17 protein-coding genes are annotated in these 17,823 nt (G+C 62.2%); 15 read left to right on the top strand and 2 right to left on the bottom strand.

Annotation, left to right across the window (positions count from 1 at the left end):
* Positions 1-48 precede the first annotated feature (48 nt).
* Genes PM3016_RS22085 through PM3016_RS22020 form a run of 14 tightly spaced genes read left to right on the top strand, consistent with a single transcriptional unit; the run spans position 49 to position 15,134 of the window.
* On the top strand, positions 49-2,634 hold the full coding sequence (locus tag PM3016_RS22085) for a PHB depolymerase family esterase (protein WP_014370999.1): 2,586 nt from the start codon (positions 49-51) through the stop codon (positions 2,632-2,634).
* A 24-nt stretch (positions 2,635-2,658) separates the two neighbouring features.
* The gene (locus PM3016_RS22080) at positions 2,659-2,919 is read left to right on the top strand and encodes an acyl carrier protein (protein ID WP_014370998.1); all 261 of its coding nucleotides are present in this window, start codon (positions 2,659-2,661) and stop codon (positions 2,917-2,919) included.
* A 2-nt stretch (positions 2,920-2,921) separates the two neighbouring features.
* Complete coding sequence (locus PM3016_RS22075) at positions 2,922-4,262, top strand: hypothetical protein (RefSeq protein ID WP_014370997.1); 1,341 nt, start codon at positions 2,922-2,924, stop codon at positions 4,260-4,262.
* A 12-nt stretch (positions 4,263-4,274) separates the two neighbouring features.
* The gene (locus PM3016_RS22070) at positions 4,275-5,387 is read left to right on the top strand and encodes a hypothetical protein (RefSeq protein WP_014370996.1); all 1,113 of its coding nucleotides are present in this window, start codon (positions 4,275-4,277) and stop codon (positions 5,385-5,387) included.
* 11 nt (positions 5,388-5,398) lie between these two features.
* Positions 5,399-6,574, top strand: a complete 1,176-nt coding sequence (locus tag PM3016_RS22065) for a radical SAM protein (protein WP_014370995.1) — start codon at positions 5,399-5,401, stop codon at positions 6,572-6,574.
* 30 nt (positions 6,575-6,604) lie between these two features.
* Positions 6,605-7,639 (top strand): Gfo/Idh/MocA family protein, encoded by a 1,035-nt coding sequence (locus PM3016_RS22060; RefSeq protein ID WP_014370994.1) that lies wholly within the window; start codon positions 6,605-6,607, stop codon positions 7,637-7,639.
* Positions 7,640-7,641: 2 nt separating this feature from the next.
* Positions 7,642-8,625: an ABC transporter ATP-binding protein gene (locus tag PM3016_RS22055; RefSeq protein ID WP_014370993.1), complete on the top strand. Its 984-nt coding sequence runs from the start codon at positions 7,642-7,644 to the stop codon at positions 8,623-8,625.
* Positions 8,622-9,428: an ABC transporter permease gene (locus tag PM3016_RS22050; RefSeq protein WP_014370992.1), complete on the top strand. Its 807-nt coding sequence runs from the start codon at positions 8,622-8,624 to the stop codon at positions 9,426-9,428. Before PM3016_RS22055 ends, PM3016_RS22050 begins: the two co-directional genes overlap by 4 nt.
* A 3-nt stretch (positions 9,429-9,431) precedes the next feature.
* Positions 9,432-10,244, top strand: a complete 813-nt coding sequence (locus PM3016_RS22045) for an ABC transporter permease (protein ID WP_013918755.1) — start codon at positions 9,432-9,434, stop codon at positions 10,242-10,244.
* Between the two features lie 19 nt (positions 10,245-10,263).
* Positions 10,264-11,085, top strand: a complete 822-nt coding sequence (gene rfbF, locus PM3016_RS22040; protein ID WP_013918754.1) for a glucose-1-phosphate cytidylyltransferase — start codon at positions 10,264-10,266, stop codon at positions 11,083-11,085.
* Complete coding sequence (locus PM3016_RS22035) at positions 11,076-12,344, top strand: type III PLP-dependent enzyme (RefSeq protein WP_014370991.1); 1,269 nt, start codon at positions 11,076-11,078, stop codon at positions 12,342-12,344. Before rfbF ends, PM3016_RS22035 begins: the two co-directional genes overlap by 10 nt.
* A complete protein-coding gene (locus tag PM3016_RS22030; protein WP_014370990.1) occupies positions 12,310-13,698 on the top strand; it encodes a peptide ligase PGM1-related protein in 1,389 nt (462 codons plus the stop codon). The genes PM3016_RS22035 and PM3016_RS22030 overlap by 35 nt, the downstream gene beginning before the upstream one ends.
* A gap of 2 nt (positions 13,699-13,700) precedes the next feature.
* Positions 13,701-13,955 (top strand): acyl carrier protein, encoded by a 255-nt coding sequence (locus PM3016_RS22025; protein WP_014370989.1) that lies wholly within the window; start codon positions 13,701-13,703, stop codon positions 13,953-13,955.
* A gap of 15 nt (positions 13,956-13,970) precedes the next feature.
* Positions 13,971-15,134, top strand: coding sequence for a cysteine peptidase family C39 domain-containing protein (locus tag PM3016_RS22020; RefSeq protein ID WP_014370988.1), 1,164 nt, complete (start codon positions 13,971-13,973; stop codon positions 15,132-15,134).
* A gap of 68 nt (positions 15,135-15,202) precedes the next feature.
* Here the strand turns inward: PM3016_RS22020 and rfbG are convergent, their stop codons facing one another.
* Positions 15,203-16,300, bottom strand: a complete 1,098-nt coding sequence (gene rfbG, locus PM3016_RS22015; protein WP_014370987.1) for a CDP-glucose 4,6-dehydratase — start codon at positions 16,298-16,300, stop codon at positions 15,203-15,205.
* Positions 16,301-16,493: 193 nt separating this feature from the next.
* The gene (locus PM3016_RS22010; RefSeq protein ID WP_236628525.1) at positions 16,494-17,069 is read right to left on the bottom strand and encodes a response regulator transcription factor; all 576 of its coding nucleotides are present in this window, start codon (positions 17,067-17,069) and stop codon (positions 16,494-16,496) included.
* A gap of 291 nt (positions 17,070-17,360) precedes the next feature.
* Here PM3016_RS22010 and PM3016_RS22005 point away from each other — a divergent pair, with 291 nt between their 5' ends.
* Complete coding sequence (locus PM3016_RS22005) at positions 17,361-17,822, top strand: hypothetical protein (RefSeq protein ID WP_013918748.1); 462 nt, start codon at positions 17,361-17,363, stop codon at positions 17,820-17,822.
* The last annotated feature ends 1 nt before the right edge of the window (position 17,823 follow it).

Raw genomic sequence — 17,823 nt, 5'->3', positions numbered from 1 at the left:
ATTTTTAGGAAAGATAGCGGAGGGAATGTCGGGTTGCAGGAGGGAAAGATGACGGAAGTGGACAGGATGCCTGATCTGAATCGATTCACGGGAGAACCCATGCGGCTGACGAAGGCGTATGCCATCGGACCGGTCAGGAGCGGGCCGGCGATCCTCGGCAGGGTGAACCCGGAGGCTCCCGATTGGTGGAGCGGACGGCTGGAGGAAGAGAGACCGGACGCCTTGGAACTGACGGGACCCGGCGGAAGGATGGCGGCTCCCTGCCGGCGGCTGGATCGCATCGATCCGCGCAGCCGAGAGCTCGATCTGACAGGGTACCGCCTGGAAGAAGGGGAATCGTTATTCCTGGCGGCCCGGCTGCAGTGTGACCGGGACAGGAAACTGCTGTTCCGCTGTTTCGAGATCAAGGGGCGGATCTGGATCGGCGGCGAGCTCGTTTACTGCGACTCCGGGCCTTTTCTGATTCCCTTGTGCGAGGGGGAGCATGGGATTCTGATCGAATTCACCGAGCTGAGGGCAGACCGCTCGCTGCGGATCAGCGATCCGGAGGAGGAAGCGGCCCGGCAGCCCCATCCGCTGTATGAGGAATTCTTGAACCGTAATGTCCGCAGGCGGGCCGTCTTGGTACACGAATTCAAATCACTGGCGCAGGGGCCGGAGCATACGGTATTCCTGCTGGCGGCGGACCGGACGGAGGTGGATGACGGACAACCGGCGGCGCTGAACGTACGCAATGACCATGGCCGGGTGATCGCATCCTTGGAGCTGCCCTTCCACCGGGTCATCTCCGTCGATCTGGAGGGGCTGCGCTCCCTGACCCGGTCCCTGCTGTGCTTCGAGATCCGGTATGCGGATATCCAGGGCAATGGTCACAGCCTAAGTGCGCCCTTGATCGTTAATCCCCTGGATGCTCTGATTCGGCCGGCGAAACGGGAATGGGAGCAGCTCCAGGAGGGGCGGGAGATTCCGGGGGACGACCGGGCCACGATCGAGGGCATTCTGAGGGAGCTGGAGGCGATCCGGGAGGAGGAGCGCGGGGCGCTCAAAGACGAGAAGCCCCGCATCGCCTGGGAGTATGCGGACTATCTGCCGGCTTGCCTGGCGGCCGTGAGGGAGGGACGTCCCATCCGAGAGGCTTCGTATCCCCGCAGACTGGCTGACGATTATTTCGTCTCGGAGCTCGACGGTGCTCTTGTCCGCTGCACGCTGCTGCTCCCGCCCGGGTATTCGGAAGGGGATTCCTTCCCCCTTATCGTTCTACTGCCGGTGGGGCACGAGGAATTGTTCCTCCCCGACTTCCGGGACGGCTTCCTCAGTGGGGTGGAGACCGGTGCCGTGCTTGCAACCTTCTCGTGCCGGGGAGTCACAATGGGCGGCTGTATCGGCGAGGCCGCTTTCCTGGAGGGCCTTGACTTCATCTGCAGCCGCTATCGGATTGATCCGGGGCGCATCACCCTGACCGGCTATTCCAACGGGGCTTCCACCGCATGGGCGCTGGCTGAGGCTTATCCCGACCGGTTCGCCGCTATATCCGTTACCGCAGGTGTCCCTTATCTGCCGAATCTGGTGAATCTGCAGCATCTGCCCATTCTCAACCTGTGCGGGGATGAGGATTACCTGCTTGAAGAAGCCTACACCCTTCCGGCCGCCGCACTGCCCGGGCATCACTCCGGCGTGCTGGAGACCGGTTCGAATCACTGGGACACGAAGGGCTTTCATTACCTTCCGTTCACTCTGAACTGGCTTCTGCAGCACCATAAGCGGGAGGACCCGCCGGCGGTCCGATTCCGCTCCGCCATCGGAAGACACCGGCGCAGCTTCTGGCTGGAGGTGACCTCCTATGAGGCGGCATCGGCGGCCGAGCTCACCGGGGAGCGTACCGCCCCGGGAACGTATGCGATCGCTACCGAAGGGACCGGCGGCTTCAAGCTGCATCCGTCACAGGCCGGCGGCAGACCGGTGCAGGCCGTCATTGACGGACAGCGCTTCACCGTGCCGCCGGGTTCCGCAGGCGAGCTGCAGTTCAGGAAAGGGACGGACGGTGCTTGGCGGCAGGTAAGCGGGACGGACATTCTGCAGGCGGATCTCCCCTCTCATGGAACGGGGATTCTCGGGATATACAACTCCGGGGTGGACGTGCTGATCCCCGGCGAATGGGGGACCGAAGAGGAGGAGCGGGCCGTCCGCAGAGCTTTGGACGTGATGGCCCGTCCCAAGACGGCGACCTGGGATCCTGTGGTGTACGTCGATTACCCGCACCTGACCTTGGGACCGGGGTTCCCAAGGGAACGGCTGGCGCGCCGCAGTTGGATCTGGGCCGGCTGCGGAAGCTCTCAGCTGGACTGGCTGCGGACGGAGGTTCCGAACGGACTGCGTGCTGAGCTCCGGGTCGATGGCTTCGGCCTCGGAGGGCGCTTTTACCCGGGGCCGTACTGCGTGCTGTTCATTCAGCCGAACCCGCTCAACCCGGCCAGGAAAGCGCTGTTCGCGTTCGCTACCTCGCCGGAGCTGTTTGGGAAGCATCTGTTTACCCGCAAGCTGCTGCTCCCCGGCTACGGCAGCGGGCCCCATCCTTATCTGAGCAAGGAGGTGATCCTCTACTCGGGCGGTAGACTGCAAGCCATGAATAGTTAATCACGAATCGAAGGAGCGATGATCATGGAACAACGCATTATTGAGCTGATCGGCGAGCTGAAAAAAGACCCCGCACTTGCGGACCGGCTGACACCGGAATCGAGCATTCTGAAGGATTCGGGCATGGAATCGCTGCTGATCACCCATTTTATTCTGCGGGTGGAGGACGAATTCGGGGTGGAAATCGACTTTGATACCTTCGATCTGTCTCATTTGGATTCGATTGCCTCCTTCTGCGGATATATCCGGCAGCATCTGCCGGAGACGGCCGAGAGCGGGAGATAACGATGCGGCCGGAGAGAGGTACAGCCCTGCCCCGCGTCCACTGCGGTTCCTTCGAGGCCGAGCAGTTCTGGCGGCCGGAAGGACTGGTCAAGCTGCCGGGGCTCCCGGACCCCGCCGGCCGGCGGATGGTCTCGGCGATGGATGAGCTGCTCTTCCCCTTCTGCCGGGAGGGGGACACGCTCCTCACGCGCCGTCCGATGAATGCGGCCCACCTGCAGTATTTGGCCGAGCTCGGCTTCACCTTCCGCCATAACCGGCTTCCCCTGGACGAAGACGGGGCGAACCCTCACTTGAGCGTGCCGGAGCTCTTGGCAGCGCTCCCTCGCAGCGACTTGGCCGAGTGGCTGCCGGGCGAGGGGACGCTGGAGCCCTTCGCGGTCATCCCCGGAACGGAGGAGGCGGCGCGCGTCCTCGGACTGAATTGCCCTGTGCCGCCGATGGAGGTGATCACCCGTGTCAATACGAAGGTGTATTCGGCGGAGATGAGAGACCGGCTGGGCCTCCGGAACCCGGCGGTGACGGTCCGCAGCTCCGGGGAGCTTGCGGCCGCCGGCCGTGCTCTGCTTGCGGAAGGCCCCTTCCTGATCAAGGATAATTACGGAGTATCCGGGCAGGGCAACCTGCTCATCGACTCGGAAGGCATGCTGGAGCGCATCACCGCCCATACGGCCGGGCAGGAGAACAAAGGGAAGCGCACCGAGTACGTGCTGGAGACGCTGCTGCCCAAAGCGTATGATTTCTCCTGCCAGTTTCATGTGGGCGAGGAGGGTTCGGTCCGGATTCTGTCCGTCCAGCGGCTGGCGAACAGTGAATTCGCTTATCAAGAGTCCTATACCCCGGAGCCGCTCTTCCTGGAGGAGCTCGAAGAGCGGAGGTACTTCGGGTTGATGGAATCGATCGGCCGCGAGCTGCACCGGGACGGCTATTTCGGCCACGTCTGCATTGACTCCATGGGGCTGGCGGACGGGGAACTGGCGCCGCTCGTCGAGATCAATGCGCGCAAGTCGATGAGCCTGATCAAGCATGGGCTGGACCAATTCCTGCAGGAGGCCGGCCTTCAGGGCAACCTGCGGTCCTGTACGCTGCCTTCCCTGCCGCCGGGTCTGGTCTTCGAAGACCTGCTGGCGGTGATGGACCGGGAAGGGGTACTGTACCGTCCCGGCCGGGATGGAGGCGTGCTTCCGCTGACGGCGAATACGCTGACGGTGAACCGTTCTGCGGACCATCCGTTCAAGGGCCGGCTGTACATTTGCTCCGCAGGGCGGGACAGGGAGCACGGCAGCGGCTATACGGAGCGGCTGTTTCGGCTGCTCGAATCGCTGTCGCTCGAATTCACTCGGTAAGGGGGGCAGTCCATGCAGTGGACCATACTCGGCTCGGGCTTCGGCCTTGGATTTTATATCCCGTCGCTGCTCTTGTGCCGGCAGCTGGAAGCACGCGGACATGCCGCGGAAGCCGTGGTGTTCGAAAGTTATTTGAAGCAGGAGAAGCAGGAGAAGATAGCCGAGAGCCGCTGGGAGTATCATGCGAACTTCGCGGTGGCGCTGGTGGCCCAGCGGCTGCCCGCCGATGTGCGGCCCTCGATTGACTGGGAGGCGGCGGAGGCCCTGTTCTCCCGGTGGGAGGAGGAGGACCGCAGACGGTTCGTCGTGCTCTCCGGCCACTGGATCTATCTCCTGGACCGCTACCGGGAGCGGATGGGAGAGAAACCGGTCGAGGCGGAGCTGCTCTACGTGGATGCGGGAGTATCCCCTTCCTGGAAAAGCGTACGCAAGTACGTCCCCGATTACGCATCCCGCTACAGGGAGGTCGGTATGTATGATGCCGCAGCCCTCGAGGTCCTCTTCCGTCTTCCCGTGACCGGGGAGCCTCCGGTTCCTTATGCGGAGAGAGAGAACCGCCTGGTGCTCCACGGCGGCGGATGGGGCATGGGCACATACCTCGGGAAACGGATGGAGCTGGAGGGAAAGGGCTTCGCGCTCGATATCATCGCGGGCGCTGCGCAGGAAGCGGAGCGGCATGGGGAGCACCGCTTCTGGATGAATGACCCGTGCTGGGAGGCGTGGCGGAAGGAAGGGGAGCCGCCCCGGCATACATTCCCAAGATTCGGCGAGGTCCGGGCCGGGGAGCCGGCCGTCTTCACCTCACCCGGCCGCCGTCACGGATTGTATGAGCTTGTCCGCGGGTCCAAGGCGATTGTCTCGAAGCCCGGGGGAGCGACGCTGATCGATTCGCTGGCCTCGGCGACACCCGTCGTTTTCCTGGATCCCTTCGGACCGCATGAGGCGAAGAATGCCGAGCTGTGGATTGCGAACGGATTCGGCATTTCTTATGAAGCATGGAAAGATTCGGATTACAGCCTCTCTATGCTGGAGAGCCTGCATGTAACGCTGCGGACCCGGGAAGGCACAATCCGCAGCTATGTCGACCAGCTGTGCATGAACGACCAGAAACTTAAGTCCAAGTGAGGTGAGCGGCTATGCAGCCAAGCAGCAGTGTGACTCTCGATCAGGAGTCCTTCGAGCTCATGAAGCGCACGATGAAGAAGATGGCGGTGCCTTTTCGCGAGAGAACCAGGAACCCGCTGTACAAGACCCCGGTCCCCGAATCGATCGGCATCAAGCTGACGAACCGGTGCAACCTGCGCTGCGCCCACTGCTTCCAGTGGAACGAGGACGGTTATCACCAGAATATGGACAAGGAAGAACAGAACAAGGACATCGACATCGAAGTGATCGAGCGGATTCTCGCCGAGACCCATGTAACCCAGTCCCGGCTCTATCTCTGGGGCGGGGAGCCGATGATCCACCGGCAGTTCGACCGGATCCTCGAGCTCCTCGCCGAAGACCCGCGGGAGATGACGATCTGCACGAACGGCCTGCTTATGGACCGGTATATGGACGGCATCCTCAAGATCTCCCCGCACCTGGAGCTGCTTGTGGCCGTGGAAGGGCTCGAAGCCGAGCATGACTTCATCCGGGGGAAGGGCACGTTCCACAAGACGATGAGACAGATCGAACGGCTCGTGGAGCTGCGGGAGCAGGGGATCTACAAAGGAAGAATCTCCGTGCACTCCATGATCAGCGACAGCATGATCCCAAAGCTTTACGAGCTGCTGGAGTATTTTGAGAGTCTGAAGCTCGATCTCGTGATTCTCTGCTTCCCGTGGTACATCTCCAAGGAAACGTCGCTCGAGATGGACAGCTACTTCGCCGAGAAATTCAGCTGGCTGCGGAAGCTGGAAGAGCAGCATATCGCCTCCTGGCATGCGTTCAAATACCAGATGAGTGCGGAGCGGGTCCATGAGCTGGTGGGGGAGCTGACGCGGATCAATGAGCGGGTATGGAATATCCGGGTCCGCTACCAGCCGGGGCTCGATTATGACGAGATCCAGCAGTTCGTCCGCGGAGAAGCGATGACCTCCCGGTGCGCCACGACCTGTCTTGCTCTCTCCACCAGGGTGGATGTAGGCCCGACGGGGGATGTGACCGCCTGCAAGTTCTTCAGCGAATTCACTGTGGGCAATCTCAAGGAGCGGAGTCTGATGGACATCTGGGAATCGCAGGACTACGAGCGCATCCGCGAGATCATCAATGTGCAAGGCCTGACCCCGGCCTGCTCGAAGTGCAGTGTGCTGTACCTGCACGGGATTTGAGATGGACGGATACATACGGAGGCCTGCCCTATGAGAAAAAGACAGCAGATCGGCGTCATCGGAGCGGCGTCTATTCTGCCCCGGGTGCTGCTGGAGCCGGTCAGGGAGATCGGTCACCTTCAGGTACTGGGGATCGCCTCCCGGACACGGAGCAAGGCACAGCGGGTGGCGGACGAATACGGCATCCCGCTCGTGTTCGACAGCTATGAGGAGCTGCTGGCTTGCCGTGAGATCGACTGGGTGTATATCCTCCTGAGCAATCACCTGCATGCGGAGTGGACGGTCAAGGCGGTGGAAGCAGGCAAGCATGTGCTGGTCGAGAAGCCGCTGTGCCTGCATTCGGCCGAGATGAACGCAATCCGGGATGCGGTTCAGAAGCATGGGGTGCACGTATTCGAAGGCCTCATGGTGCAGCACCACCCGTGGCAGGCGGCCGTCAAGGAGCTGATCGACGGGGGGACGTACGGCCGGCTTCTGGAGATCGCGACGAGGATCTCGTATCTGCCCCGGGCGGGCTTCGAGACGAGCTACCGCAGCTTCCCGGAGCTGGGCGGCGGGGCCTTCCAGGACCTCGGCTGCTACTGGCTGCAGTTCCTGCAGGCCGCTGTGGGGCTGGACGCAGAATCCTGCACCGGCCGTTCTTCCTTCGGAGGGCCGAACGGATGCGATTGGACCTTCGAGGCGGAGCTGCGCTATCCCGGCGGGCTGAAGGCTTCGGCCGTCACTTCCTTCGAGATGCCTTACAAGGCGGGCCATACTTTGATTTTCGAAGAGGCTGTCGTGGCTGTGGACGATTTCTTCCGGCCCAATCTCGGCTTCCGGATGGGACTGAAGGTCAAAGAACGGAGAACAGGGGAGACGTCGAAGCGGTTTTGGGAGGAACAGAGCTATTACGCCGGCCAGCTGCTCTTCTTCAGCGATGTGATTGAGGGAGTGAGGGAGCCTGTGAGTCTTGATGCGACTGCCGCCCGGATTGCGGCCGGGGAGCGGATTTATCGGTCTGCAGCCGCGGGGGGGGCGTCACTGATTCGCTACCCGCAGCTAGAGGTTAACTGGGAGTGGTGAAGATGCCGGGAATCATCGTAGAAGGACTCTCGAAGTCCTTTCAATATTATAAGAAAGAAGTGGGGCTCGCCAGCTCCCTTCGCAACCTGTTCCGCAGGGAAATGCTGACCAAGGAAGCGGTCAAAGGCATCTCCTTCGAGATCCCGGAAGGCGAGATCGTCGGCTTCCTTGGTCCGAACGGCGCCGGCAAGACGACGACCCTGAAGATGCTCACGGGCATCCTGTACCCGACCTCCGGCAGCGCTTCGATCCTCGGCCATGTGCCGTGGGAGCGGAGGAAGGCGTTCAAGAAGCAGTTCGCCATCGTCATGGGCCAGAAAAGCCAGCTGTGGTGGGATCTGCCCGCCAATGAATCGCTGCATCTGAACAAGCACATCTATGAAGTGGAGGACGGGCAGTTCCGCCGCACGGTAGACGAGCTGGCCGAGCTGCTGGACGTGAAGGAGCTGCTGGGCGTGCAGGTGAGGCGCCTGTCGCTCGGGGAGCGGATGAAGCTGGAGCTCATCGCTTCGCTGCTGCATCAGCCCCGGGTGCTGTTCCTGGACGAACCGACGATCGGTCTGGATATCCTGTCCCAGCGCCGCATCCGCGAGTTTCTGAAATATTACAACCAGCAGCAGCGCACGACCATCGTCCTCACGAGCCACTATATGAATGATATCGAGGATCTCTGCAAGCGCACGATCATCGTGAACAGCGGCCGGATCGTCTATGACGGCAGCCTGGCCGCAGTCAACCGCCAGCTCGGGCAGAAGAAGCTGATGAAGATCAAGCTGGGCGAGCCGGTCGATCCCCGGCGGCTGGAGCGATTCGGCCGTGTGCGGGAGTGCAGCGGGATGGAGGCGGTGCTCGAGGTCGACAAGAGCGATCTCAAGGAACGCTCGAAGGAGATGCTGGAGCATCTGCCGGTGCTGGACTTTACGATTGAGGAAATCTCCATTGAGGAGGGCATCGCCCTGCTGTATGCCAAGGAGGCGGCCTCATGAGCGGAGCGGCGGGCAAGTATGCTAAGACCTTCGTCATGGGGCTGCAGAATGCGCTGGAATACCGGGCGAACTTCGCCCTCAGCCTGCTCAGCAGCATCTTTCCGATCGTGGTCCAGGTGTTCCTGTGGCTCGCGGTCTTCCAAAGCGCCGCCCGGCCTTCGGTGTTCGGCTATACCCGCGGTGAGCTTATCGCTTATTCGATTCTCGCCGCCCTGTTCGGCAAGCTGGCCGCCGCGGGGTTCGAGCATGAGATCGCAGGCGACATCAAGGACGGGCGTCTGAGCAAGTTCGTCGTGCAGCCGATCCACTATTTTCTGTTCCGCCTCTGCTCGTTTCTCGGCGAGAAGTCGATCCACTATCTCGTCATTGCCGTGCTGACGGCCGGCGTCGTCTTTGCGCTGCGGAGCGATATTCAGCCGGAGCCCATGCGGATCCTGGTGTGCCTCACTGCACTGATCCTGTCGGTCGCCATCAACTTTCTCATCTTCTTCTCGCTGAGCATGACCGCCTTCTGGATCCAGGAGGTGTGGGGCATCTATCTGGCCTTCAGCCTGCTCGCGAACATTGCGGGAGGGGGCCTGTTCCCGCTCGATATGTTCAGCGATTCGGTGCGGGCGGTGCTGAACCTGCTGCCGTTCAAGTATATCGTTTATTTTCCCGCGCAGCTTCTGCTCGGCAAGGTTCCTTCCGGCGACATGCTCGCGAGCGTCTCGGTGCAGCTGCTCTGGATCCTCGTGCTGACCCTGGTGTCCATGCTGCTGTGGCGAACTGGCCTCCGCAAATACGAGTCGGTGGGAGGGTGAGTCATGACCGCAGTATGGAGGGAGTGCCTCCGTTACGCACGGATCTACGGATTATTCGCCAAGAACAGCGTCATCTCGATGATGGAATACCGGGTTAATTTTGTCTTCGGCATCCTGATCGAGCTCGCTTACTTGTGCATCAAGCTGTCTTATGTCTATGTGATCTACCGGATCGGGGTGGACATCCGCGGCTTCTCGCCGGACCAGATCCTGCTCTTCACCGGCGTGTACACCGTGATGGCCGGTCTGTACTCCACCTTCTTCTACGGCAACTTCATCCAGCTGCCGGAGCATATCCGCACCGGCTCGCTCGATATCATGATGACCCGTCCGGTGTCCCTGCAGTTCATGGCCACGCTGCGCAGCATCGATATCGGGTATTCGATCCCGAATCTGATCGGGGGCGTGCTCATGATCGTGTACGGCTGGCGGCAGAGCGGCATTCCGGTGACGGCCGCCCATGTGGCCGGCTTCATCGGCTTCATCCTCATCGGCGTGATGCTGACCTATGCGATATTTCTCCTGCCCCAGCTGCTGGCCTTCTGGACGGTCAAGACGGGCGGGGTCAACGAGGTATCGAACGCGCTGTTCGACTTCAACCAGATGCCGATGGCGATCTATCATACCGCGATCCAGCGGGCAGGCACGTTCCTGCTGCCGGTCTTTCTGATCAGCAACCTGTCGCCGCTCTATATCCTCGGGAGAATGACTCCCGTCTACTGGGTGTGGGGCTGTGCGGCTCCGCTGCTGTTCCTGCTGATGACCCGGCTCCTCTGGCGGATCGCGATCCGGGGTTACACCAGCGCGAGCTCCTAAGAGAAAGGAAGATGATTTGATGCTCCCAGTGGTACTGCTGGCCGGCGGCTTCGGCACCCGGCTCAGCGAGGAGACGGCCCTGAAGCCCAAGCCGCTTGTGGAGATCGGCGGCCGTCCGATTCTCTGTCATATCATGGAACATTACAGCCGGTACGGCATGAAGGAATTTTATGTGGCGCTCGGGTACAAAGGGGACTGCATCAAGCAGTTCTTTCTGAATTATCCTTATCTGCAGAGCGACGTTACCGTCCGGCTGGGCGAGGGACACGTCCAGGTGACGGAGTCCCGGGGCAGCGATTGGACCGTGCATCTGCGGGATACCGGTCTGCATACGACAACCGGAGGAAGGCTGTACCGGCTGCGGGACCGGCTGCGCGGCGGCACGTTCCTGATGAGCTACGGCGACGGGGTCAGCTCCGTGAACCTCCGGGCCCTGCTCGACTATCACTATGCGCAGGGAAAGCTGGCCACCGTGACGGCGGTTCGGCCGAGGGGGCGGTTCGGCACCCTGACGTTCGAGGGCGAGCGGGTGACCGGCTTCAAGGAAAAGGAGCCGGCGGAAGAGAGCTGGATCAACGGAGGCTTCTTCGTGTTCGAGCCGGGGGTCCTGGATTACCTGGAAGACGACCGCACCGAGCTGGAAGGCGAGGTGCTCGGCAGACTGGCCCGGGACGGACAGCTCGCCGCCTATAAGCACCGGGGCTTCTGGGAATGCATGGATACCCTGAGGGACAAACGGTACCTGGAGGAGCTGTGGGACAGCGGCTCCCCGCCGTGGGTGGTGGAGGAAGCGTCTGCGGCTGCTGTGGCGGCGGGCGGGGAGGCGGCGCGATGGAACTGACGGTGGACAGCCTCCTGGATGAAGTCCGTCTGGCCGGCCTGTCGGAGAAGTACGGAACGCCGCTGTATGTCTATGACGGTGCCGTGATCCGCCGGCAGCTGGAGACCCTCCGCAGCCTGTTTCCGGCCGAGGCGGGGGTGGAGGTGTACTATTCGATGAAATGCAATCCGCTCCTCGGCATCGCCCAGCTTCTTCGAAGGGAAGGCTGCCGGGTCGAGGTGGCTTCGGCCGGCGAGCTGGCGGCCGTTCTGGAGGCGGGATATCCGCCTGCGGACATTCTGTTCACGAGTCCCGGAAAGACCGCGGAGGAGCTGGAGTGGGCCGTGGATCTCGGCATTTGCTCCATCAATGCAGAGAGTTTGGAGGAAATCCGCCGGATCGACCGGATTGCGGCTGCCAGGGGACGCGTGGCGGATATAGCCATCCGCGTTAACCCGAACCTCGAGCAGAAGACGGCGGGCATCCGGATGAGCGGCGTCTCCTCCCAGTTCGGGATCGACGAGGAGGAGCTGTCCGGGGTGCTGGCCGAGCTGCCCCGGCTGCAGAGCGTCCGGCTCATCGGGTTCCACGTCTATTTCGGCACCCAGATTCTGTCGGCGGACGCGCTGCTGGCCCAGCTTGAGGATACCTTCGAGCTCGCGCTCCGGTATGCGGAGGGCTCCGGAACTCCGCTTCAGTTCCTGGATATCGGCGGCGGCTGGGGCGTGCCGTACTTTGCCCATGAAGCGGCGCTCGAGCTGGACCGGCTGCGCGCAGGCATCGCAGAGCTGTGGTTGCGGTATGCCGGCAGGCTCCGGGGCACGCGGATCGCGGTGGAGAGCGGACGGTTCCTGCTCGCGGAAGCCGGGGTATTCCTCACGAAGGTGCTGTACCGCAAAGTGAGCAAGGGCAGCACCTATCTGGTGTGCGACGGCGGCTCGAACCAGCATGCCTCGTCGGCGTTCCTCGGCCGGTACATCCGCCACAACTTCCCGATGCGGGTGCTGGGCCGCAGCGGACCCTCCGAGCCGGTAACCGTGACGGGACCGCTTTGTACGGCGACGGATGTGCTCGGGCAGAAAGTGGAGCTGCCGGCCGCAGCTGTTGGAGACGTGATCTGTGTGGACAAATCGGGCGCCTACGGCCTGACGCACAGCCCCGTCCTGTTCCTGAGCCATGCGCTGCCGGCTGAGGTGCTGCTTCATGATGGCGGCGAGTATGTGCTGAGAGAAAGGGGGCGGGTGCATGACGTTATCCGAGGACAGCTGCCGCTGGATTGATGCGGCCCCCGGAGAGGGATGGTCCTTTGTCGGGGCGATGACGGCGGACCGGCGGCGGGATACCCTGGTGTGGCTCTGCAATATCGGAGCGGAGCAGATCTGGCACCCGGTGACCGGCGGTATCACGGACCGGGAGGAGGACCGCGCGGTCAACCGGATGGAGGAGATGAACCTGCTGCTGTGCCGCCGGCAGGATGTGCTCCTCCTCCGCGACATGCCTGACGCGGAGTTCCTGACGGACCTCGAGGCGCTCGGCTTCGAGATTCCGCGCATCCTGTGTCCTGCGGGGGCGGACCCTTACACCCCGATTGCCGAACTGGTCCTGAAGGATGAAGAGCTGCTCCGGGAGCTGGCTGCGCTGGCCGGGCCGGATGTGTACTTCCTCCCGTATGCTGTGACGGAGCGGGAAGAGGAGATTGCGGTGAGGACGGGACTGCGGATCATCGGTCCCTCCTCCCGGGCCGCCGCGGGCATCAACAACAAGGCGGCGAACCGGGCCATGGCGCAGATGCTCGGTCTGCCCGTCTGCAGGGGGACAGTCTGCCGTTCGGCGGCGGAGCTGCTGCAGGCATATGAGGAGCTCTACTCGCCGGGCGCCAGGTTCATTGTCAAGGACCCGTATTCGGCTTCGGGCAGGGGGCTGCATCTGGTGGAGAGCCCGGAGCGGATGAGGGGACTCGTGAAGCGGCTCATGCGCTTTGGCCGCCGGGGGTCCGAGACGAGCTGGATTCTGGAAGAATGGATCGAGAAGAGCGGGGATTACAACTACCAGCTGTTCATCCGGGAGGACGGGGAGATTGAAGTGTTCTCACTGAAGGGACAGCTGCTGGAGGGGACCGTCTACCGGGGATCTCATCTCGAGGCGGACCGGGGAGCTGATCTCCCGGCTCCCTTCCGGGAATCCGGGCAGCGGATCGGCAAAGCGCTGTACTCGCTCGGCTACCAAGGGATGGCGGGGGTGGATGCGATCCGGGCGGCGGACGGGACGCTGATCCCGCTGATCGAGGTCAACGGACGCTTCACCCTCTCAACGTACCTGAGCTTCGTAACGGATGTGCTTGCACCTGCAGCCGCGCTCGTATCCCGGTATTTCCGTCTTGTAACCCGGACGCCGCTGACCTATCCGGCTCTGAAAGCGCGGCTTGAGCCGGAGGGACTGATCTACCGGCCGGACAGCGGGGAAGGGGTTCTGGTCTATACGTCCGGCACGCTTCCCCAAGCGGCGGAAGGCGGGAGCGGCCGCTGCATAGGGCGGGTCTTCGTCCTGATCGCCGCAGCGTCGAGGGAGCGCCTGTCCGGGCTGGAGTCCGGACTCGAGTCATTGCTGAACCGCATACAACTGGAAGGAGAATGACGATGACAACGGCACAACTTACCGAGCTGCAGCAGTTAGCCGGCGCCGCCTTGGGCCTGCCCTTAGAAGTGCAGATGGCTCTTAGGCCCGAGACGGACCTGCGCAGCCATAACCTCAGCTCCATTACAGCCATCGAGCTGATCATTGCACTGGAGGAGCACTACGGAATTACGGTCCCCGAAGAGGAGCTGCTCATCGAAAATGTGTGCACACTGGCCCGGCTGGAAGCTCTGGTCAACCGCTATGTCTCGGACTGAAGGGTGGGCGGGTTCATGAAGACTCTAACGGCGCCCATGCCGGAGCTGCAGCCGGGGAAGCATTGTCTCTTCGCCAGCGTGCGCACCATCTGCGAAGCCTTGGGCCAAACGGTAACCGAAACGGAGCTGTATTTTCGCTGCGGCGGCATGCTCGTCGAGCACAGCAGCGCACAGCCTTACCGGATCGGGCGCCCCGGAGAGGCCATGATGGAGGAGCTGGCGAAGCATGGGGACGGGCCGCTCACCTATACCTTCGAGCCGGAAGAGCTGCAGGAAGCGCGGCTTCTGCCGGCGGTGGAGGAGGCTCTCGTGCGCGGCGAGCCCGTACTCCTCTTCGTCCACAGCGGATGTCTGGATTGCTGTCACGAAGTGTACCGGGACCATCCGAGCCGGCCGCATGTCATCTGCCTTTACGGGCTGGACCGTGCGGCGGACACCGCCTATATCGGCGACTCGTTCCTGCTCGACATGTCCGGTCAGGCGCTGACCTACCAGGGGCCGGTCCCGCTCCGCCGGCTGCTGGGCGGGATTTACGGGGCCGGCTTTGCCGGGAGGCCCCCGTCCGCCGGGCGAAGCGAGACGGTCCTTCCCCGAGCCGGAAGGGAGACGGCTGCGGGAGAGGATTCTGCCCGTTCAGCCGCAGGTGCCCTGGCCACCGCTGGCCGCAGACCTTCCGATCGGGAGGGCAGCCTGAGGCTGGCGGCCTCACGGATCAGGGAATACCTGGAGGCGCCGGTACCGATCCCGGCGTCGGCACCGGACGAAGCCCTCAGGTATTCGGGCGAAGCAGCCTATCTCCGTTTCTTCGAAGTGCTGCGGGAAGCTGCTGAGCTGCCGGACGCGGAGTTCGCCCAAACGTGCAGGGAAGTGTACTACAGCCTGCGGATCGGAGGCGTCATGCATATGCTGCTCTATCTGAAGGGGCTCGTCTGCGAGCATCCCGAAGCGTTCGCGGAGACGGGGAAGGAATGGATTCGAGATTTGGAGGAGGAGGAACTGAACTGGAGGAAGTATCTCCTGCAGCTGTACAAGATCGGCCTCAAGCTGCAGAAGGAGCAGTGGAAGCCCCTGCTGGAGAGGGGAGGAGAGCGGATGCTCCGGCTCTCCGGTATGCTGCGGACCTTGGCGGCGGAGCTGGATACCGCCTCGCACCGCGCAGCAAAGAACCGTCAGGACTAAGCTCCCGGCGGTTTTTTGCTGCGGCTCCGGTCCTTCTTACCGCTTGCTGTGGGCCGGATGTCTGCGCTTTAAGTCATAGAGAGCGGGCGGACTCCCTCATACGCCTTAATCTGCCGCAGGCAAAGCTCGTAAGGGTCTGCGCCTCCGCGGTAAGCCTGCACCCAGTCCAGCACGGCTGCGACCGATTCTTCGGCGTTCCACCGCGGGCGCAGGCCCAGGCGGCTCCAGGCCTTGGAGCAGTCTAGGCGCAGCAGATGATGCTCATGCAGCGAGAGGTCCTCCTCCACGCGGTAGCCGGCGCCTTCGCCCCACTGCCGGCACACCTGCCGCACGATCGACTCCACGGTACGCGCGTCTTCCTCCCGGGGGCCGAAGTTCCAGGCCTCGGCATAGGCCGCACCCCGGTAGCGGAGCAGTTCAGCGAGGCGGAGATAGCCGGCCAGCGGCTCCAGCACATGCTGCCACGGCCGCGTGGCGCCGGGGCGGCGGATGACGATCTCCACGCCCCGCTCCAGTGCGCGGAAGCAGTCGGGAAGCAGCCGGTCGGCCGCCCAGTCGCCGCCGCCGATGACATTGCCCGCCCGGGCGGTGGCGATGGCGACTCCATGCTCCGCATAACGCTCGGGCGGGAAGTAGGAGCTGCGGTAGGCGGCGGTGACCAGCTCCGCGCAGGCTTTGCTGCTCGAGTAAGGATCGTACCCGCCGAGCGGCTCGTCCTCCCGGTAGCCCCACAGCCATTCCCGGTTTTCGTAGACCTTGTCGGTCGTAACCATCACGACGGAGCTCACGTTATGCCCGGCGGCATGCAGGGAGCGGACCGCTTCGAGCACATTCACGGTGCCCATCACGTTGGTGGCATACGTGTCTTGCGGACGGCGATACGATTCCCTGACAAGAGGCTGGGCAGCCAGATGCAGGACGACTTCGGGAAGCGCTTTCTCCATAGCGCAGCGCAGCTGCACTCCATCGCGCACATCACCGAAGATGCTGTTCATCCGTCCGGCCATCCCGCTCAGACGGAACAGGCTAGGGTCCGTGGGCGGCTCCAGAGAGAAGCCGGTGACCTCCGCTCCCATGGCATGCAGCCAGATGCTGAGCCATGTTCCTTTAAACCCCGTATGCCCGGTGAGCCAGACCTTGCGTCCCTTCCAGAACTCCTGATTCATTCCCTACTCTCCACCTTCCGGAAAACATTCCATATGGGAATATTTTACTTCCTTGCAGAGGGGTGGGATAAGGCTCCGGATTTCGGACGGGGTGACGGTTTTTCGGGTCGTCATGGGTCAAGTCATGGGCGGCGGGGAGAAGGGCCTGGGAAGGATGAACAATGGGAAGAACAGAGCTGCCTGCGGACGGAGGTCAAATCTTGGTCTTGCGCTGAAGGCTGCTGTCGATCTCGAGTTTGTATCCGTTGCCCCACTGTGTGACGATCCGGAAGCTGTCCGTCACGCCGGAGAAGCGGTATCTGAGTCGTTTGATATGAACGTCGACCGTTCTGTAATCCCCTTCATATTCGGGGCCCCAGATCTGTTCGATGAGCTGGATCCGCGTCAGGGTTTGCTTCGGATGACGGGCCAGCTTGAACAGCAGCTCGAATTCCTTTTGGGGTAGAATGACGCTTTTGTTGTCAATGCGCACTTCCTGGTTCTTTCGGTTCAACACCACATTCGCGAAGACCAGGGTATCGGAGGCCGTCTTCTGATACCGGCGGAGTACGGCCCGCATGCGGAGCAGAAATTCGGCGGGTGCCACCGGCTCGGCCACGAAATCGTCGGCTCCGAGCAGGAAGCCCTGAATCATATCGTCCCCGCTGCCGGTAACCATAATCGGGATTTCGCCGATCCCCCGGAGATCTTCACAGTTGCTTTCGACGCTCAGCAGACGGATGTCGACCAGGATGAGATCAATCGGGGCGCCCCTGTACACTCCTGCCATTTCCACCGCTTCTTCCAGGGAACCGCGTTCAACAGCCTTGTGGCCTTCCTTTTCCAGTAAAGCCTTCATGGTACGTCTGGTTGCCGGGTTGTTCAATAAGAGCAGGACCAAGCACATGGCAAACATTCCCTCTCATTCTACATAGTTCCTGGATGAAACCCCTTTATATCTTACCATAGGCTCTGGCAGGGGATTAGTTAAGAAATTGCAAAATCAGTCATGTGTTCACATTTAGTTCAACTTTTGCTGATAAGTTGTTGTCAAGAATTAGGAGAGAGGTGCAGTAATGATATGACTTGGGCCTGGCTCGGACTGGCACTCCTGCTCACCGGTACAACGGCCGATACGCTCTGGCATCAAGCCTACGGGTTTCCCTCCGACGAAGGCATTCCTTACCCGCATGGCATCTCCGCAGCGGGACTGCTCCTATCGCTCTTCGCATGCTTCCGTATGGCGAGTAGATCGTCCGGCAGCCGCAGGGGAGGATGGGTGGCGGGGTGCATTCTGCTGATGATCGGACTGGCAGGGTCCCTCTGGGATAATCTGCTGTACCATACGCGGGGCATCTACGGGGCTCCGATTCAGGAGATCCCCCATACCATGGAAGCGGCCGGCGGCCTCGGCTGGCTGGTTCTCTTGATTGTCATAACGGTCCTCCGTGTGACGGGCAGGAGCAAACACAGGGGAGAAGACACCGTTTCCTCCCGAAGAAATGAACAAATGAATAGATCCTCAAGCCCTACGGCTGATTGAG

The organism is Paenibacillus mucilaginosus 3016, from assembly GCF_000250655.1.
GTDB lineage: Bacteria > Bacillota > Bacilli > Paenibacillales > NBRC-103111 > Paenibacillus_G > Paenibacillus_G mucilaginosus.
This window is presented reverse-complemented; position numbering and strand designations above follow the sequence as displayed.

What these genes read in the sequence shown, in the direction of transcription:
- rfbF (WP_013918754.1), top strand. Translation starts at nt 10,264, where the DNA reads ATGCTCCCAGTGGTACTGCTGGCCGGCGGCTTCGGCACCCGGCTCAGC.
- PM3016_RS22020 (WP_014370988.1), top strand. Translation starts at nt 13,971, where the DNA reads ATGAAGACTCTAACGGCGCCCATGCCGGAGCTGCAGCCGGGGAAGCAT.
- PM3016_RS22030 (WP_014370990.1), top strand. Translation starts at nt 12,310, where the DNA reads ATGACGTTATCCGAGGACAGCTGCCGCTGGATTGATGCGGCCCCCGGA.
- PM3016_RS22010 (WP_236628525.1), bottom strand. Translation starts at nt 17,069, where the DNA reads ATGGCAGGAGTGTACAGGGGCGCCCCGATTGATCTCATCCTGGTCGAC.
- PM3016_RS22035 (WP_014370991.1), top strand. Translation starts at nt 11,076, where the DNA reads ATGGAACTGACGGTGGACAGCCTCCTGGATGAAGTCCGTCTGGCCGGC.
- PM3016_RS22070 (WP_014370996.1), top strand. Translation starts at nt 4,275, where the DNA reads ATGCAGTGGACCATACTCGGCTCGGGCTTCGGCCTTGGATTTTATATC.
- PM3016_RS22025 (WP_014370989.1), top strand. Translation starts at nt 13,701, where the DNA reads ATGACAACGGCACAACTTACCGAGCTGCAGCAGTTAGCCGGCGCCGCC.
- PM3016_RS22080 (WP_014370998.1), top strand. Translation starts at nt 2,659, where the DNA reads ATGGAACAACGCATTATTGAGCTGATCGGCGAGCTGAAAAAAGACCCC.
- PM3016_RS22085 (WP_014370999.1), top strand. Translation starts at nt 49, where the DNA reads ATGACGGAAGTGGACAGGATGCCTGATCTGAATCGATTCACGGGAGAA.
- PM3016_RS22075 (WP_014370997.1), top strand. Translation starts at nt 2,922, where the DNA reads ATGCGGCCGGAGAGAGGTACAGCCCTGCCCCGCGTCCACTGCGGTTCC.
- PM3016_RS22060 (WP_014370994.1), top strand. Translation starts at nt 6,605, where the DNA reads ATGAGAAAAAGACAGCAGATCGGCGTCATCGGAGCGGCGTCTATTCTG.
- PM3016_RS22065 (WP_014370995.1), top strand. Translation starts at nt 5,399, where the DNA reads ATGCAGCCAAGCAGCAGTGTGACTCTCGATCAGGAGTCCTTCGAGCTC.
- PM3016_RS22005 (WP_013918748.1), top strand. Translation starts at nt 17,361, where the DNA reads ATGACTTGGGCCTGGCTCGGACTGGCACTCCTGCTCACCGGTACAACG.
- PM3016_RS22055 (WP_014370993.1), top strand. Translation starts at nt 7,642, where the DNA reads ATGCCGGGAATCATCGTAGAAGGACTCTCGAAGTCCTTTCAATATTAT.
- PM3016_RS22045 (WP_013918755.1), top strand. Translation starts at nt 9,432, where the DNA reads ATGACCGCAGTATGGAGGGAGTGCCTCCGTTACGCACGGATCTACGGA.
- rfbG (WP_014370987.1), bottom strand. Translation starts at nt 16,300, where the DNA reads ATGAATCAGGAGTTCTGGAAGGGACGCAAGGTCTGGCTCACCGGGCAT.
- PM3016_RS22050 (WP_014370992.1), top strand. Translation starts at nt 8,622, where the DNA reads ATGAGCGGAGCGGCGGGCAAGTATGCTAAGACCTTCGTCATGGGGCTG.